General features: G+C 56.6%; 8 protein-coding genes, 1 other RNA gene and 1 pseudogene. 4 read left to right on the top strand and 6 right to left on the bottom strand.

The features are described 5' to 3' along the window. Positions 1-70 precede the first annotated feature (70 nt). Complete coding sequence (locus ACVV26_RS05115) at positions 71-12,319, bottom strand: Ig-like domain-containing protein (RefSeq protein ID WP_474800301.1); 12,249 nt, start codon at positions 12,317-12,319, stop codon at positions 71-73. 618 nt (positions 12,320-12,937) lie between these two features. On the opposite strand from ACVV26_RS05115, the gene ssrA reads away from it, so the two are divergent. The 3 genes from ssrA (at position 12,938) to ACVV26_RS05100 (ending at position 14,084) form a co-directional block, all read left to right on the top strand. Continuing rightward, positions 12,938-13,301, top strand: a transfer-messenger RNA (tmRNA) gene (gene ssrA / locus ACVV26_RS05110). A 271-nt stretch (positions 13,302-13,572) separates the two neighbouring features. Continuing rightward, the gene (locus ACVV26_RS05105; protein WP_474800299.1) at positions 13,573-13,812 is read left to right on the top strand and encodes a DinI family protein; all 240 of its coding nucleotides are present in this window, start codon (positions 13,573-13,575) and stop codon (positions 13,810-13,812) included. Then, positions 13,809-14,084, top strand: a complete 276-nt coding sequence (locus ACVV26_RS05100; protein ID WP_474800297.1) for a hypothetical protein — start codon at positions 13,809-13,811, stop codon at positions 14,082-14,084. Before ACVV26_RS05105 ends, ACVV26_RS05100 begins: the two co-directional genes overlap by 4 nt. A gap of 137 nt (positions 14,085-14,221) precedes the next feature. Here ACVV26_RS05100 and ACVV26_RS05095 read toward each other — a convergent pair. From ACVV26_RS05095 to ACVV26_RS05085, 3 genes and pseudogenes are all read right to left on the bottom strand, one after another. Continuing rightward, positions 14,222-14,305: pseudogene (locus ACVV26_RS05095) on the bottom strand (DUF4113 domain-containing protein); the annotation flags it as partial. An 81-nt stretch (positions 14,306-14,386) separates the two neighbouring features. Next, entirely contained in the window at positions 14,387-14,524 is a 138-nt protein-coding gene (locus ACVV26_RS05090; protein ID WP_474800295.1) for a hypothetical protein, read from the bottom strand. 227 nt (positions 14,525-14,751) lie between these two features. After that, on the bottom strand, positions 14,752-15,012 hold the full coding sequence (locus ACVV26_RS05085) for a hypothetical protein (protein WP_474800293.1): 261 nt from the start codon (positions 15,010-15,012) through the stop codon (positions 14,752-14,754). A 177-nt stretch (positions 15,013-15,189) separates the two neighbouring features. On the opposite strand from ACVV26_RS05085, the gene ACVV26_RS05080 reads away from it, so the two are divergent. Beyond that, entirely contained in the window at positions 15,190-15,405 is a 216-nt protein-coding gene (locus ACVV26_RS05080; protein ID WP_312980042.1) for a hypothetical protein, read from the top strand. 437 nt (positions 15,406-15,842) lie between these two features. Here ACVV26_RS05080 and cspE read toward each other — a convergent pair whose 3' ends face one another. Next, entirely contained in the window at positions 15,843-16,055 is a 213-nt protein-coding gene (gene cspE, locus ACVV26_RS05075) for a transcription antiterminator/RNA stability regulator CspE (RefSeq protein ID WP_312817043.1), read from the bottom strand. Between the two features lie 763 nt (positions 16,056-16,818). Beyond that, a protein-coding gene (locus ACVV26_RS05070; RefSeq protein WP_105580531.1) for an IS3 family transposase occupies positions 16,819-17,939 on the bottom strand; the annotation gives its coding sequence in 2 pieces (ribosomal slippage) (positions 16,819-17,681 and positions 17,681-17,939; 1,122 coding nt in all). Positions 17,940-18,041 lie beyond the last annotated feature (102 nt).

Raw genomic sequence — 18,041 nt, 5'->3', positions numbered from 1 at the left:
GCGGCTGGTGATATTGTTAGAAATCATTCCCTCATCCCTGAGTTCCCGGCGTCCCTGCCTGTGTCGCCCGTTAAACCACGTTGACGTGTAACCCGTGTTGCACCAGCACATCCCCCAGGGTGTTGGTCTGCGAGCTGTTGTGGTAAACATCAAACTGCACGCCGTCCACATCCCGCTGCCCGCTGACCTGCCAGATATCATCCTGCCCTTTCACCAGGTTCACCTGGTCGCCGTTACTGCCTTTGATCAGCAGATCGTCTTCCGGTTTGTCGGTGATGGTCAGCGCCTCGTTAAGATCGAGGGTGAGGGTATTGGTGCCGGACTGGCCCAAATCGAAAATTTCAATGTTGTGCAATTTGCCGGTCAGTACGGTGAGGTCGAGAGTCATATTGATGCCGTCGAGCATCAGGGTATCGGTGCCCGCCCCCGCGTCGATAGACGTGAAGCCCAGCGTCGACAGGTGGATGGTGTCGTTACCCTCACTGCCCTGAAGCGTCTCCCCGCTCTGGTACGTTCCGTCGGCCAGGTCGATACTCACGCCGCCAATAGAGAAGCTGCTGAGTTCGCTTTCGGGGGGAGTTTGCGGTTCAGCAAGTCCTGCCGCATCATCCCTCGCCACGGTAGCGGTTTGCTGTTCCTGAGTCGCCGCCGGTTCCTGCTGAACATCGGCGGTTGCCGCCAGCAGCGAGAAGTTTTCCGCATCGGCCTGGGTCACGGTGAAGCCCGCAGGCGGCTCGGTGGAGATGATATTGCCGCCCAGCCCTACGTTCAGGTAGCCGGTGTTGCCCGCCGCATCGGTGGAGTAAATAGTCAGCACGCTGGACAGCGACAGCAGTTGCAGAATATTCAGCCCCAGACCGATATTCGCCGACCAGTTGCCATTGGCATCGGTGATCGCCGTGGTGGTGACGGTGTTATTCAGCAGCGACAAGTGGACGACCGCGCCTGCGCCCAGGTTACGGGAGCCACCGTTGAGGGTGAGCCCTTTCGTCAGCAGGGTCAGCAGGTTGAGCGATTGCAGCGCGTTAAAGGTCAGCTCCGGCGTGGTCAGTTTCACGGTCACGTCGGTACTGGTGCGGGTCACGTTGCCGACGATGTCGGTGACCGCTACGCCCACTTTCAGCGCCCCGTTGGTCAGGCCGTTGAGAATGTTACTGCTCAACGCCAGCGACCAGGTGCCGTCCGGGTTCACCGTGGCGTTGTATGGCGTATTGCCGAGGGTGACGACCACGCTTGCGCCCCCGCCTGCGCCCGTGATCCGCCCGGTGAGGATCTGTCCGGAACTGGCTTCGCTCACGTTCAGGTAGCTGTCGTTGCCAAACAGCGAGGTCAGCGAGAGGGTCGGCAGAAGATGGGTAACGATGTTCAGCAACCCGCTGGTATTGGCGCTGTTGCCTGCGGCGTTGGTCAACGAGGCATTCACCGTCAGCGTGCCGTCCAGCAGTTGGCCGAGATCGGTTTGCGAAACCGGGATCGACCATTTACCGTCCGCGCCTACCGTGGTCTGGTAGGTTTTGCCGCCCAACAGCAGGTTAACCTGTGCGCCAATGGCGTTGGTGCTGCTACCGGTGATGACTTTCGCGCTCAGGATATCGGAGGCGTTCAGGCCGCCATCGCCAAACAGCGGGTCGAGGATAATCGACGGCAGCGCGGCGATGGACACCAACAGGTTTTGCGTGCCCTGCGCCACGTTGCCCACCACGTCCTGGGCTGTCACCGAGATCAACTGGCTACCGTCCTGCAATCCCTGCAACAGCGCGCCCGGCAGCGACAACTGCCAGCTGCCGTCCGCAGCAATGGTGGTGCGCAGCGCCAGCGGCCCAACGTTGACGGTAACCTGCGTGCCCGCCGCCAGATGGGTGGAACTGCCGCTGAGGATCTGGTTGGTCAGCAGGTCCGTCAGGCTCAGGTTGCCATCGCCGAACGGCGTATTGACGGTCAGCGTCGGTACGGCGTTGATAATGCTATTCAGCACTTTATTGCCTGTCGCCACGTTGCCTGCGGCATCCTGCACCGTCGCGGTAACGTTCAGCGCGCCATCCGGCAGCAGGCGCAGTACGTCCGGCTGCACCTGCACTGACCAGACGCCATTATTGATAGTGGCTTCCAGCGGCGCGGAATTGCCGATCCTGACCAGCACCGTCCCGCTGGCGAGGTTAGCCACCGTTCCGCTAATGGTCTGGGCAACGCCGGTTTCCAGCGCGTTCAGCAAACCGTCACCGAACACGCTATCCACAATCACCGTCGGCAGATTAGCCAACCCGATGGTGATCGGCGCGCTGCCGGGCACCTGGCTGGTATTGCCGCTCGGAGTGGTGATGGTCACCGTTGGGGTAAATACGCCATCCGACAAGAGCGCCAGTTGAGCCGGACCGACGTTGATAGTAAACGCCCCGTTGCTGGCGACGACGCCCGCAAAGGTTCTGCCGCCAATCTCCACCGAGACGCTGGAGCCTGCCGGAGCATTACCCACCAGCCCGCTGATGGTCTGGGTCGCCAGCGCGTCTACCGCATTCAGCAGCCCATCGCCAAACATCGTGAGGGTATTCAGCACCGGTTGCAGCAGATCGAGACGCAGCGTGTTGTCTACTTCGGCGACGTTGCCGTTCTGGTCAGTCGCCGTAATGCTGACCGGAACCGTACCGCTGCCCACAGTTTGCAGAATATCGCGAACCTCTGGTGTTAGCGCCACCGACCAACGACCATTCTCACCGACCGTGGTGGTTAGCAACGGCGCATTGCCGATGCTGATATTCAGCGTCTGGCCCGCCAGCCCGGTCGCCGTACCGCTCACCAGCCCGGACAGCAAGTCAGGGATGCTGAGCGTGCCGTCGCCGAACAGCGGATCGAGCGCCAGAGACGGCAGATTACGCAGTGCCACGGTCAGATCGGTGGTGTTCGATACCACGTTGCCAAAGGTATCGGTGACCGCCACCTGAAGCGCCGCCGTGCCGTCCGGCAGATTCGCCAGCACGTCCTGTGGCAGGGTCACGGCCCACTGGGTCCCGTTCAGCACAGCCCGATAAGTTTGCCCTGCCAGCGTAACCACCACATCCGCGACGTTTTCCACCGTGGACAGCGTCCCGGTCACCAGTTGATCGGTGGTGCTGTCCAGGACGTTGATAATATTGTCGCCAGCCGCAATGACATCGCCGATCACCGGCAGATCGCTGAGCGCCAGACGCACGTCGACGATCTCATTGGTGGTGTTGCCGTTGGCGTCGGTCACGTTCAGTTGCAGTGAAACCGTATCGGTAAGGATCTGCGTCCAGAGATCGGGCGGGAAGTCGATGGCAAAGCGGCCATCCGGCCCAACGGAGACCACTGGCAGCGTGATATCGGTGCCCAGCAACGTCGCCTCTACCGTTGCACCGCGATAATCCCCGGAGATGGTGCCCGTCAGGGTCTGGATCAACAGCGATTCGGCAACGTTCAGGACGCCGTCTCCACCGATCAGATCTTCTATCAGCACGCCCAGGCCACGGTTAAGCGCCACGTTGAGCGCCACGTTATTGGTGGAGGTGTTGCCTGCCGCATCGGTGGAGGTAATGGAAATCACCTGCGCGCCGTCGAACAGCGACGTGAGATCCAGATCCGCCGAGTTAATCGTCCAGCGACCGTCTGCGTCAACCAGCGCTTCCGCGACCAGCGGCCCGACGCGCACCGTCACCGTTTCGCCCACGTCGCCACGGCCACCCAGCAGCACGCCAGGGATAGCCGTCGCCGTCGTCAGCAATGCAGGCACGCCAAGGGTGTCCACCACCAGCAGCGGCGCGTCTTTATCGACGGTAATCGGACGCACTTCAGTATCCGGGTTGCCCGCCGCATCGGTCATCGAGGCGGTGACATCCAGCGTACCGTTCGGCAGCGCCGCGACCTGGGCAGGCGTCAGGGTGACGCTCCAGTTGCCTGCGCTGTCTACAGTGCTGTACAGGGTTTGTCCGTTCAGGGTGACCGTGACGGTACGGCCCTGTTCGCCGACCGCAGTACCAGCGATCGTCAACGGCTGATTGCTTTCGCTGGCGCTGATCACGTCATCGCCTGAGATTGGGTTAATAATCACCGTTGGCGGCGTGGTATCGACAATCACGCTGGTGTTGCCGACAGTGACCGGCTCGGCAACGGTAGTACCAATCACGGTATAGTCGGTCTGCGCCGCAAATACCGCCGACGGCACGGCGAGCGTCCAGTTCCCATTGGCGTCAATCACGGCGTTGCCGACCCCGACGCCGTTAACGGTAACTGTCACTTCCTGCCCGGCCTCAAAGCCGGTGGTCCGCCCGGAAATGGCTATTGTCTCGCCGCTCAGTTCGCTGGCGTTCAGGTAGCCATCCGTTCCCGGCGGGTTAATGGTGACGCTGTATTCTGGCGGTTGGGTATTGATTGAAACGCCGATGGGATCGGATGTCGCCGGGTTCTGGGCCCGGTCGCTGACGCTCGCCGCAATGGTGGTATCACCCGGCGTGAGCAGCGCCATTTGCTGCGGTGTCAGTTGCAATGACCAGCCGCCGCCAGGCTGCACGGTAGTGGTGTATTGCTGATCTCCCAGCGTCACCGTCACGGTTTGCCCCGCTTCCACATTGGTGGTGGTGCCGCGTAGGGTCTGGAGCTGCTGGCTTTCGGCAAAGCTCAATGCGCCTTCGCCGAAGGGAAGCTCAACGGTGATGGTCGGCGGGATGATAGCAATGTTCACCGGTACGGTGGCGCTGCCGGTATTGTCCGCGCCATCGGTAATAGTCACTACCACGCTTTGCGGGCCGTTCGGCACGCCATCCAGGCTATCCGGGCCGAGATTGAGCGTCCAGGTATTGCCGGACACGTCCGCCGTGAACGGCACGCCGCCAATGGTAACGATGACCGTGGTGTCTTCCGGCACGCCGGTAGTCAACGAGCCGCTCAGTTGGGTATTGCCGTCCGATTCCGCCACGTTCACGTAGCCATCGGTAAAGACTGGCGTGTTGATGGCGACGGTGGGCGGCGTCAGCGCGGCGGTAAACGGCACCTCAAGCGGCGCCTGGTTGCCGTACTGATCTTCGGCAATCACGGTGATGGCGTGTGGGCCATTTGCCAGCGACTGCAACGCGCCCGCTGGCAGCGGTACGCTCCAGGCACCTTCCGGCGTCACATTAGCCACATAGCGGGTGCCGTTCACATCAATGGTTACGGTGACGTACTGATTCGGCCCGGTGACGCCGGTGGTGCCGCTCAGGGTCAGCGGCCCGGCGGCTTCGGCGGCGTTCAGATAGCTGTCATCGCCGAACAGGCTGGTGATCTGCGGCGTCGGCAACGCGGTCTGCACCTGATAACCAATGCTTTCGGTACTGGTGTTGAGCGCGGCATCGGTGACCAGCACGGTCATGATCGGCGTATCTCCCGCCGCCAGGCCAGTAAAGGCGGTCGTTGGCAGCGTGACGGCCCATTCCCCCCGCGCGTTGACCGTACCAATGTAATTCTCACCGTTAAAGGTCAGGGTGACGGTCTGCCCCGCGCCGGTGACGCCCGTTGAACCACGGATCACCTGCGGCGTCTGGGTTTCTGCGTAATTCAACACGCCGTCGCCAAACGGGGTCATAAAGGTCGCGTCTGGCAGGGTGTTGATTACCACGCCAAAACTGCTGTTGCCAGGGGAGGTATTGCCCGCCACATCGGTCACCACCACCGTCACCGGCAGCGTGCCATCCGGCAGCGCGTTTAGCTGTTCCGGCGTCAGCGGCAACGTCCAGCTACCGTCCGGGTTGATGGTCGCAACCTGCGCCGGGCCGTTGTTAATGCTCACGGTCACCTGGCCAATATTTTCCGCAGCCAGACCGGTAGTGCCGCCCAGCGCGCCGCCCGCGTCCGCCTCATCGCTATTCAGAATGCCGTCGGTAAACGGCGGAGTCAGGGTCGGCACCGGCAGCGCGTCGGTGCGCACTTCAAAGGTTTCCGTCGGGCTGGTAGTGGTGTTACCCGCTTTGTCGGTCACGGTCACAGTGATATCGTAGGGTCCATCCGCCAGGTTTTGCAGCAGATCGGCAGGTAATTGCACGGCCCAGTTGCCCTGATCGTCCACGGTTCCGGCAATCGGCCCCAGCCCGTCGATATTCACAACCACAGCCTGGCCGCTGCCGGTAATGCCAGTGTTGCCGGTCAACGTCTGGCCGACGCTCGCTTCCGCCTGGTTCAGGAAGCCATCGGTGAACAGCGTTTCCGGCAGCGTCGCCTGCGGTTCGGTTAACAGCAGTTCAATATCGGCACTGGTGCTGGCCGGGTTGCCCCAGGCGTCGGTGGCGGTAACGTTCAGCACGTACTGCCCGCTGGCAAAGTTATTGAACTCGCCAGTATCGATGGTGACGGTCCATGCGCCGCCAGTGACGATCCCGGTTCCTAACAGGGTGTCGCCCAGGTAAATTTCTACCGTCGTGCCATCGATCAAGCCAGTGGCAGTCCCGGTAATTTCGCCGCCGTTGTTCGCCTCATCAATACTGACCAGGTTATCCACAAAGACCGCGTCCAGGCTCAGGGTCGGCAGCACCGTACCCACATCCAGCGGCAGTTGTTCACGCGTTTCGTTGCCTTGCGGATCGGTCACCACCACTTGCAGGTCATTCACCCCCTGATTGAGCGCTTTGAGATCCTGGGACGGCAGCGTCAGTTGCCAGCTGCCGTCGATCCCCGCCTGGGTGGTAATCGTGTTGCCGTTGAGGGTCAGCGACACGGTTGATCCCGCTGTGGTCGTGCCGGTGAGCAGTTGATCGACGCCCGCTTCGGCGAGGTTCAGGCGGCCATCGGCGTAGAATCCTGTTTCATTGATGATGACGTCAGGGCCGGTGGTATCAACGGTTATAGGATAGATCATCGCCGCTTCATTCAGCGCCGGATCGAGGGCAGTGACCACCAGGTTATAACTTCGATCGGCGAGCGCCTGAAGATCGGCTGGCTGGAGAGTGACCTGCCATGTGCCATCCGGGCCAAGGGTCGCGGTGTAATTCCCGTCGCCCAGAGTGATGTTTACCAGCGTGCCCTGCGGCAGATTGCGCGATCCACCGGTAAGGGTCAGCGGCAGATCCTGCTCCCGGGCATTGATCACATCGTCCCCGGCCACAACGTCCACCGTCAGGCTCGGCTGGTTCTCCGGGCTGGCGATGAAATTAACGGTACGGGTAGTGCTGGCCGGGTTGCCCGCCGCATCCGTGACCGTAACGGCGATCGCCTGCGGGCCATCGGCCACCCGCGCCAGATCGTCCGCCGGGACGTCTACCGTCCAGCTGCCGTCAGCCAGCACGGTGGTGCGATACTCTACGCCATTCAGCGTCAGCACCACTTCACGGCCCTCTTCGACAAAGGTCGTGGTGCCGGAAAGCGTCACCAGCTCTTGCGCTTCGTTGGCGTTGATGTAGTCATCGCCGGACACCGGATCCAGCGTCAGGGTTGGCGCGCTCAGCGGATCGGTATTCAGCGTCAGGGTAGCGGTTTCTGTGGCGCTATTGCCTACCGGATCGCTCGCCGTCACGGTCACCGTGACCGGGCCATCTGGCAGATTGCTCAGCGCATTGGCCGGAAGGGTCACGCTCCAGATATTTCCGTCCTGGATCAAGGCGCTGTATTTCTGGCCGTTGAGATCGACAATCACATACTGCGCCCGTTCAGGATCAAACGGTCCGGCGGTCCCGCTGATGATAATTTCCTGTTTCGCTTCGGCGATATTAACGGTGTTATCGCCCGCGATGGGGCCGATGGTCAGGGTCGGCGGCGTGGTATCCACTTCCAGGCTGCTTTCCAGAGTATTGCTGTTGCCTGCGGCATCGGTCGCGGTCACCACCAGCCCATTCGGGCCTTCAGCCAGATCGGCCAGCGCGGTATCGGGGACAGCAACGCTCCAGTTGCCGTTGGCGTCTACGGCGGCAGTCAGGATTGCCGTTCCCAGCGTGACGGTGACGGTTTGCCCTGCCCCACTGACCCCGGTGGTGCCGCTCAACGACCCGCCGCCCAGTTCGCTACCGCTGACGATGCCGTCGGTAAACGGCGTATTGAGCGTCGGCTCCGGCGTCTGGTGCGTCAGCACATTGAAGCTGTGCGAAGTAGAAATCGGATTGCCGTCGGTATCCATGCCCGACACGGTGAGCGTGGCGGTACCGTCTGCCAGCGCAGCGGCATCTGCCTGCGGGATCAGCGCGCTCCAGGTGCCCCCCACAGCCACCGTCGCCGGGTACTGTTTGCCGTTCAGGGTCACGGTCAACACGGTGCCTTCAGCGATATTCACACTGCGCCCGGCGATCTCAAATCCATCGGCCAGATCGGCAACGCCGAGAATATTATCGCCGGTGATCGGATCGAGGGTCAGCGAGCTGGTGTCGAGGTTGATGGTGAAGGTGCGATCCTGGCTGGCCTCGTTGCCCGCCGCATCGGTGACCCTCACGGTCAGGGTTTGTTCGCCGTCGGCCAGCGCGCCAATCGCCGCCTGCGGCACCGTCACGCTCCAGCGCCCGGCCGCATCCACAAAACCGGTCCAGCTATCGCCGTTAATGGTCACCGTGACTTCGCGCCCGGCTTCGACGTTCAGGGTGTAGCCGGTGATAGTGACATCCGCGCGTACTTCGCCGGCATCAATGATGTTGTTATTGGCTACCGGATCGATACTGACCCGCGGCTGCTGCTGCGGATCGGTATCCAGGGTGATCACATGGTTAATGGTGGTCGGGTTACCCGCGCTATCGGTGGCGGTAACGGTAATGGCAACCGGGCCGCTCGGTAACGCCTGAAGCGTTTCGGCAGGGATCGGCAGCTCCCAGCCGCCGCCCGTACCGGTAAAGGTTTGGTAAGTCACGCCGTTGATCGCGACAGTAACCGGTTGCCCACCTTCTGCGCCCGGTGCGGTTCCGCTGAGCAGTTGTTGCACGCCCGCTTCCGCCACGTTGAGGATATCGTCACCGGTAAACGGCAATACGGTCACCGTCGGCGGCGTGACATCCACGGTAAAGCTTTCGCCGATTGGCACCACGTTGCCTGCCGCGTCGGTGACGGTCACCACCAGCGCGACCGGCGAATCCGCCTCGGTCAGGCCGGCTAGCGCGCCTGCGGGCAGGCTCACGCTCCAGCAACCGTCGGCCGCCACCTGGCCGCGATAGGTGTTGCCGTTGAGGGTGATTTCAACCTGCTGTCCGCCGCCTGCGACGCCGGTATTGCCGGTGATTTCATGGGACTGACCGCGTTCCGCCAGGTTGAGCACCCCATCGCCAAACGGCGCGTCCACGGTGGGGTCAGGTAAGTTTTCAATCACCACGTTCAGCAGATGGCTGTCGCTGACGGGCGTGTTATCTGGTGAGGTCGCCGTGGCGGTGATGGTGAGTTCGCCATCCGCCAGTTCGGTTAAGACTTCAGGACCAACGGTGACGCTCCAGGTGCCATCCGGCCCGATGGTGGTGTCAAACAGCGTACCGCCGAAATTCACCTCGATGGCGGTCCCTACCGGCAGGCCGGCGCTGGTGCCGCGCACCACCAATTCTTCGGTGCTTTCCGCCTGGTTGAGATAATCGTCATCGGCGATAATGCTGATTGCCACCGCGCTCAGGCTCTTGTCCACTACAAAACTGTGCTGCTGAGTCGCAGGCTGACCATAGGCGTCCGTTACCGCGACTTGCAGGGTGTTGGTGCCGTCAGCCAGTTTTTGCAGATCGGCGGCGGTCATCTGGATGCGCCAGTTGCCGTCTGCGTCTACCTGGGTTGTGAATTCCTGGTTACCCAGCACCACGACGATTTTGCTGCCAGCCTCGACGTTTTCTGTCGAGCCGGTCAGCCACTGATCGGTTTTGACTTCAGCGGCGCTCAGGGCGTTATTGGCGGTGAACGGATCGACGCTCAGCAACGGCTGCGCGGTTTTCACCGACACGACGCCGGTGGCCTGTTGGCTGTTGCCCGCGCTGTCGGTGAGCGTCACGGTATAGTTGTTATCGCCTTCGAGTAGCGAGCTCAGGCTACCGGCAGGCAGCCGGACGCTCCAGGTTCCATCGCTGTTGACCGTGGTGGTGAAGCGCTGGTTGTTGATATCCACCACCACTTCCCGGCCATTTTGCTCAGGCGTGGTGACGCCCGAAAGCGTCTGCGCCGCGCTGAGTTCCCCGCCGCTCAGTTTGCTGTCGCCCGAGAACGGCAACAGGCTGAGAATGGGCGGCGTTACGTCGACAATGGCGTTACCCGCCAGCGTGACGCTATTGCCTGCGGCGTCAATGGCGTTGACGTTCAGCGACACGGTGCCCTCGCGCAGGTTCTGGAGATCGGCGGCCGGTACCTCAAGCGTCCAACGCCCGTCCACATCGACCACCGCGCTGTAGCTCTTGTCGCCAAGCTGTACCGTCACCTGCTGCCCCGTGCCCGTGACGCCGGTGCTGCCGGTGAGAGTTTGGTTGGCGGTAATTTCCTGCGCGTTGAGATAACCATCGCCGAACGGCAGGTCAAGCGTCGGTTTCGGCAAATAATTTACTATCACATTCAGATCGCGTGAGTCGCTGGCGCTGCCAATGCCATAGGTCACCGTGGCGGTGACCGGCGTGACGCCATCCGGCAGCGAAGCCAGATCTTCCGGTGGGATCACGGCGCTCCAGTTGCCGGCGCCATCCACCAGCGCGGCATAATCTTTATCGTTGAAATTCACCGTTACCGCGACGTCCGGTCCGGTGACGGTGGTCACGCCACGCACTTCCAGCGGTTGGGTCGATTCCGCGGCGCTCAGATAATCATCGGTAGAAAGAATGGCAATGGCGATGGCGTCCTGAGACGGGTCGATCACCAGAGTTTCAGTGGCTTGCGCCAGCGGCGTGCCGTCATTGTTCTGGCACTGCACGGTAATGGTTTCTTCGGGCGGTGCCAGCGCCTGCAAGTCGCCTGCGGGCACCGTCACCTGGAAGCTGCCGTCGCCAGCAACCCGCGTGTAATAGGCGCTCGTGCCAAGCGTGACCATCACCAGTTGGCCTGCGTCGATATTCGCCGTCCAGCCCGTCACGACCTGGTTTAGCGCGAGTTCTGCCCCGTTGATCAGGTTGTCGCCGGTAATAGGTTCCAGTTGGATAATCGGCTGGGTGGTATTGACGATAAAGCTTTGCTCAGCCGTGGCGGTGTTGCCTGCCAGATCCGTCACGCTGATTTCCAGGGTGTAACGCTGATCTTCCTGTAATGTTTGCAGAATCTCAGACGGGATTAACGCGTTCCAGCTACCGTCTTCAGCAACAATCGCCTCGAACTGGTTTTCGCCAAGGGTGATAGTGACCGTTTGCCCGGCATCTTCCGGCGAGCTAAAACCGGAGATGAGTTTCCCGCTGTCGACTTGCGCCTGATCGAGGACGTTGCCGGGAGAGAACTCCGCCAGATCAAGCTCTGGTGGGATGGTATCGACCGTCAGGGTGATATCTTCGGAGATGGGATTGCCGTTGCTGTCGACGAAGGAGACATTCAGGTTAGCGTCACCTTGTGGGAGCGCCTGTAATACCGCACCTGGAATGGTGACCGTCCAGGTGCCATCCGCCGCGATAACGGTGTTCCAGCTGTTGTTGCCCAGGGTGACGGTGAGCGTGCGGCCCGCATTACTGGCATCCGTGGTGCCGCTAAGGATTTGATCGGTATTGCTGTCGTCGAGGTTGATAACGTTATCTTCGGTGAACGGCGCGATGTTTAGCGTGGACGGCGTAGGGTTTTCACCGCCGGGCAAAGGGGTGCTGCCGTTACCGTTGCCACCGCTGCCGGTGCCATCATCACCGCTACCAGCGCCACTGTCTTCACCGCCATTGCCAGAACCGCCGTTTTCACCGCCCGTTCCACCGTCTCCACCGCCGTTACTGCCGTCGTTATCGTTACTGCCGCCGCCTCCCCCACCGCCGCCGCCGCTTGCCGCGATGGCCACGCCGGCAATACCACCCACCGCAGCCAGGCCGCCCAGGATGGCCGCCGTTGACAGGCCTTCACCTCCGATTAGCGCGCCCAGCGACGTATCCGCCATCACCGGGACAATGGCTTCCGCTGCGGCAGGACCGGCTTCAGTTGCAAAAGGGAAAACCGCATGGTGGGTACCGTACTGGTCTTCGAAAATCAGTTCACTGTGCAACCCGTCGGCATCGAGGTGGAAAAAGTTTTGATAGCGAACCGTTGAACCGTCACGCATATGGACAATCAGGTCATCACCCTGGCGCTCATAAAAATTAACGGATTCCGGCGAGGCATTAATTCTAACCACGCTGGATTGCGTAATATTCACCACACGATCGCCGGGCCCGGAATATTGGGTAACCAGATCGCCAGTTTTGCGATTTAGAATATCAACAGATTCTGAACGGTTATTTTCTAAAGCCATGCAGCTATCTCCCGAATAAAGACAATAGTCAACCCGGCGGAGTGAATGCATCACACCCGCTAAAGATTGATACCGCTTCGTTTAAAGCAGCATCAAAGATTTGCCTGGTATAAATGTTTATAAGAAAGATAACTCACTGAAATTAATTATTTTTAATTATTCGGCGCGTTTGGCGGTAGGCAATATGCGCCATTAAACATATAAACAACCTTTGTGAATTAGGCAAAAAAAAATGCAACAATTATGCGGTGGAAAAAATACACACCTGTGCTAGCGGGAAATAAGTCACTGTTATAAAAGAGAGTAGGGAAATTAATCGTGCAGGTAAGCCTCATTAACATTGTAACGACAAGTGATTATTTAAAAATAGAAGCATAAAAAATATATAATGCATAATAAATAATAAGAGCATTCCTGGTCACTAATACACAATATCCATTTCGAAATATTTCAAATATAGTCTACTCAATTACACCTTCATTTATCCGTATGATTATTGGCCGAAAAAGGCGTGCAATACTCTCACATGGCGCTGCGTCGGATAACTCATGCAAAAGTCGTGGTGATATGGACTGGCATGGCGAAGCCAACATCTGTTATACTTAGCCCAACACTTTTGGGGCTGATTCTGGATTCGACGGGATTCGCGAAACCCAAGGTGCATGCCGAGGGGCGGTTGGCCTCGTAAAAAGCCGCAAAAAAATAGTCGCAAACGACGAAAACTACGCTTTAGCAGCTTAATAACCTGCTCTGAGCCCTCTCTCCCTAGCTTCCGCTCTTAAGACGGGGATCAAAGAGAGGTCAAACCCAAAAGAGATCGCGTGGATGCCCTGCCTGGGGTTGAAGCGTTAAAACTAATCAGGCTAGTCTGGTAGTGGCGTGTCGGTCCGCAGGTGCCAGGCGAATGTAAAGACTGACTAAGCATGTAGTACCGAGGATGTAGGAATTTCGGACGCGGGTTCAACTCCCGCCAGCTCCACCACTTTTGATAGGACTGCAACCGGACAATTTTAATAAAAACAGCGGGTTACGGACACTGACCAGACAGCGCGCAGACCGAGAAAAGACAAAAATATGCACGTGAAATGCACGTGCACTTTAAAAGAACCCCAGATCTTACGGTCTGGGGTTTTTCTATTTGTAACTAAGGGTAACAAAAATACATCACCCTTTCGCGATTCGCTCGCCTTGACACTGTTTATTTTTACAGTTTATACACTGTATACAATCACAGTGATTCACAGGGAGCTTAATTGTTCGTTGAACTGGTTTATGACAAGCGAAATGTTGATGGTTTGGCAGGCGCCAGAGAGATAATCCTGGCTGAACTGACGAAACGAGTGCATCGGATCTTTCCCGACGCCGAGGTGAAGGTAAAGCCGATGCAGGCAAACGGCCTCAACAGTGATGCTAGCAAAAGTGATCGGGAAAAGCTGAATCGCATGCTGGAGGAGATGTTTGATGAGGCTGACATGTGGTTGGTGAGCGAATGATGGAAGATGAAAAAATGTATAAATCAAACGTGGGCCGTATGCCTGAGCTTACTGACTTTGCCATGATATACAGTGCAGTTGGAAAGCTAATAGTTCTCGATCTGGAGATGAAAGACTCACTGACAGGCTACGTTGATGACCCTAAGCTATTTCCCGATATTCACCTGAGCATTCGGGCTGATATGGCAAGGGAGTTGGCTAATGCATTACTCAAATGCGCTGATAGTATTGATGCGGGATTGACCCATCCTTCGATCAAATTCTCCCAATGACTCCATTCGCAACATAAGCGTTTACTTTGAAAATGCTGGTTGATAATGCACGTCGCTAATGCTTGACTGCGTGGTGAGGTGGCATACCGCCACCTACATCATCGGCACCTCAAGCCCCGTGATCATTATCTGCTCTGTCACCTAACTTTGAGCAAATCCGAAAACCGGGTGGTATAACGAGGCGATAGCATGTCCCGTTTCATCTGCCACTGCTGATGGATATCTGCGGATAGGTCGGTGCGAAAAACTCTGGTTAATCCGCAGATGCTCCACATCCTCTTGCATATAGCACCGAAGCCTACTCACGTTTTACCGGAACCGACGCCTACAACGTTGGCCCTGGATTTATTCGGCATCGCGAGGAACTGCGCCTGCGGCATATTAAGGGTCGGCGATACCACCGCTCCCAGGGCAAACAGCACATCATGTAATATCAGCATGTTCAGAAACCATGTCATGAAACTTCAGAAATACGGCCAAAAACCGTTGCTTGTATTCATACGGTACATGACCTCACCTGGCGGTTAATGCTGGTGCTGTGAGTATTCGGGAACAGGCCACGGACATTCAGGTAAAGGCTAGATGGTGGTTGACTGGCCTGGCCTGACTCGAATGCCATCCCGCTGATGCGGCATGGATTTTATTGGAGACTCTAATAGTCATACCTTTAATGCGACATTTCACGCCTGATAACTTGCTCAGGGAGAGGAGTAGAAACTAAATTTTCAAGATCAGCCTGCGCAAGTTCCAGTTGGAAAAAACGTAACCCTGACATACGGACTTCCGCTCCATTGGCATACCTCGCATATCTTGAGCCTTCTTCATCGAAGACATCAGATACAAGAACCGGATACAGTTTTTCCAATCCGGAAGGTTGGGTATGTTTAACAAGCATAGGTATCGGGTAGAACTGACGAGGAGTACGCATGAGATTGCCTTGTTGTACGACGGATAACGAATCATAACACCACACAACTGCTATCCCAGTCTGGGGTATGAAATATAGCGAAAAGGTGCTTTTTTTACGCATTACGCTGGAAAGCTCGCAAAAAATGTTCTTAGCTAAAGCTGATATAGTTCATCACTTAAAAAAAGGAAATGAAGAATGAACAGTGAATATGAAATCATCGGCAACATAGTTCTGAAGGTTCTTCGTCGGGATGACAACGAGATCATTAGCCGGGATTTGATTGCTTACTACCTGAAAAAGGAATTAGAGCACATTACACGCAGCGAAATGAGTGCGTACGAAAAAAAGCTTTATGAGTCTGCCGCAAGGATGATTGGAAACCCTGCCATTATGTCACTTACACAACTTTAGTGGGTTCGGAGGGCGGTTTCCAGCAGCGTATTTTTGGTATTGCCTGCCGATTTTATTCATTCCACAGAGACCGGCAACAAGCTGTTTCATTCTGTTTGCTATAGGTATTGCCATGAAAAATAACAGCCTCTTTCACGACTGGATTACAGGACTGAAAGGGACAGTATCAACTGCGATATTCATTTTGTTGATAGCTTTATAAGACTTAAAAACAACCAGTTAAACAAAGTAACGGTACGGGCAGTCCCTGACACTCATCCCAAAATCTTAGTTTAAAAAGAACAGCTTTCTAAGGGTTTGAAACCTTATGCCGTTACAAAAAAAATGACCCTGCCGCTGTGGCAAGGTCATAGTTAGAGATTAAGAATGCTGACCCAATCTCCAGCCCTGCGTACTGCTTATAAAACAGGCAGGGTAACTAATGATGGTTTTGCGGTTCAGACTGCAAACACATTCCCAGCTGAAGGGCCTTTTTGACCATTCTCAACTGTAAATTCAACTTTTTGACCTTCAGCTAACGTCTTAAACCCGCCGCTCTGGATAGCAGAGAAGTGCACAAAAACATCGTTGCTTCCATTGTCAGGCGTGATGAAACCAAAGCCTTTAGATTCATTAAACCATTTTACTAAACCAGTCATTTTATTAGACATAGATACTTCCTTTAATTTTTTTTGAACCACACGTCGTGGCGAACATGGCCTGCTTTCAGATGAGGACTTACTGGGCACTTAGGAGGAGGCTCATGCAGAAGGGTATCTGAAGATAACACTTGAAATGAGGACTGCTTTACTAAAACTGCTTTCATAAGGTCTGTATGCCAAACCGATGATGCATACTGGACCCTTACTGAAAAATAAGCAACACGAGTTTTGTCAGTATTTTTCGGATAAAATTTACAAACGTGACAGCACCTGAGCAATCTTAAAAACCCTGACCATTGCAGCCAGGGCTTTTAAGGTACTACAAACTTCAGAATTAACATTAATTGACTTAATTGAGTGATGCTACTATTGAACTACTTTTAAATGCACCCGTTTACTACAGATAATATTGGGCATTAATACTAAAAACCTCCCTCTATTTATCTTGTTATACATCTGCCTGCGTTATCATAAAACTAAACGAGGCACCTTAAACAAGTACATCTCCCATCGCGACATAGACTCTTTGATGCGTTGCTCTTTGCCGATACGGTTACTATCAATAAACCAAACCGCCAGCATAAAAACATAAAACAAGGCCTTACATCGTCGCGCTTACTATACCATTTTGCGAACCAGCACAGTCACTGCCAGGCCTGAAAGCTTACTAACGCCCAAACTACAAACTTCGTGGCCCTTACAGCAAAATGGTCTACCCGATACTTACATATAAACACTTGTTATGACCTGCCCCCAGGATTAGATACAACCTTCAGTTAGTAATGTCGGTTGGTTTTTCTTCATATTTCCCGTTTCGCCAGTCCGCTGCAAATTCAGCCGGAGTCTGGTAGTTCAGCGATGAATGTGGACGACACTCGTTATAATCCTGCCGCCAGTCATTAATCGTTTTCCTGGCGTGAACTATATCGCTGAACCAGTGCTCATTGAGGCACTCATCCCTGAATCGTCCGTTAAAACTTTCAATAAATCCGTTCTGTGTTGGCTTGCCCGGCTGGATAAGCCGCAGCTCCACCCCATGCTCATAAGCCCACTGGTCAAGTGCTCTGCAGGTAAACTCCGGCCCCTGGTCCGTTCTTATCGTCGCCGGATAGCCGCGAAACAGTGCAATGCTGTCCAGAATTCGCGTGACCTGAACGCCTGAAATCCCGAATGCGGCGGTAATCGTCAGACACTCCTTCGTGAAGTCGTCCACGCAGGTCAGGCACTTGATCCTGCGACCGGTGGCCAGCGCGTCCATGACAAAATCCATCGACCAGGTCAGGTTGGGCGCCTCCGGGCGGAGCAGCGGCAGACGTTCTGTTGCCAGCCCTTTACGACGTCGTCTGCGTTTTACGCCCAGCCCGTTAAGGTGGTAAAGGCGGTACACGCGCTTGTGATTAACATGAAGGCCTTCACGGCGCAGTAACTGCCAGATGCGTCGGTAGCCAAAACGCCTGCGCTCCAGTGCCAGCTCAGTGATACGCCCTGATAAATGCGCATCAGCAGCCGGTCGCTGAGCCTCATAGCGGCAGGTCGACAGGGACAAACCTGTAAGCCTGCAGGCACGACGTTGCGACAGACCGGTCGCATCACACATCAACACCACAGCTTCCCGCTTCTGGTCTGTCGTCAGTACTTTCGCCCCAGAGCCACCTGAAGCGCCTCCTTATCCAGCATGGCTTCAGCGAGCAGCTTCTTGAGGCGGGCGTTCTCTTCCTCAAGCGACTTCAGGCGCTTAACCTCGGGCACCTCCATACCGCCATACTTCTTACGCCAGGTGTAAAAGGTGGCGTCGGAAATGGCGTGCTTGCGGCAGAGCTCACGGGCAGAAACCCCGGCTTCGGCCTCTCGGAGAATACTGATGATCTGTTCTTCGGAAAAACGCTTCTTCATGGGGATGTCCTCATGTGGCTTATGAAGACATTACTAACATCGCGGTGTATTAATCAACGGGGAGCAGGTCACCGTCACTACGGCTCATACCTAGCTGAATAT

This window comes from Atlantibacter sp. MEI4A-1023 (assembly GCF_056155425.1).
This window is presented reverse-complemented; position numbering and strand designations above follow the sequence as displayed.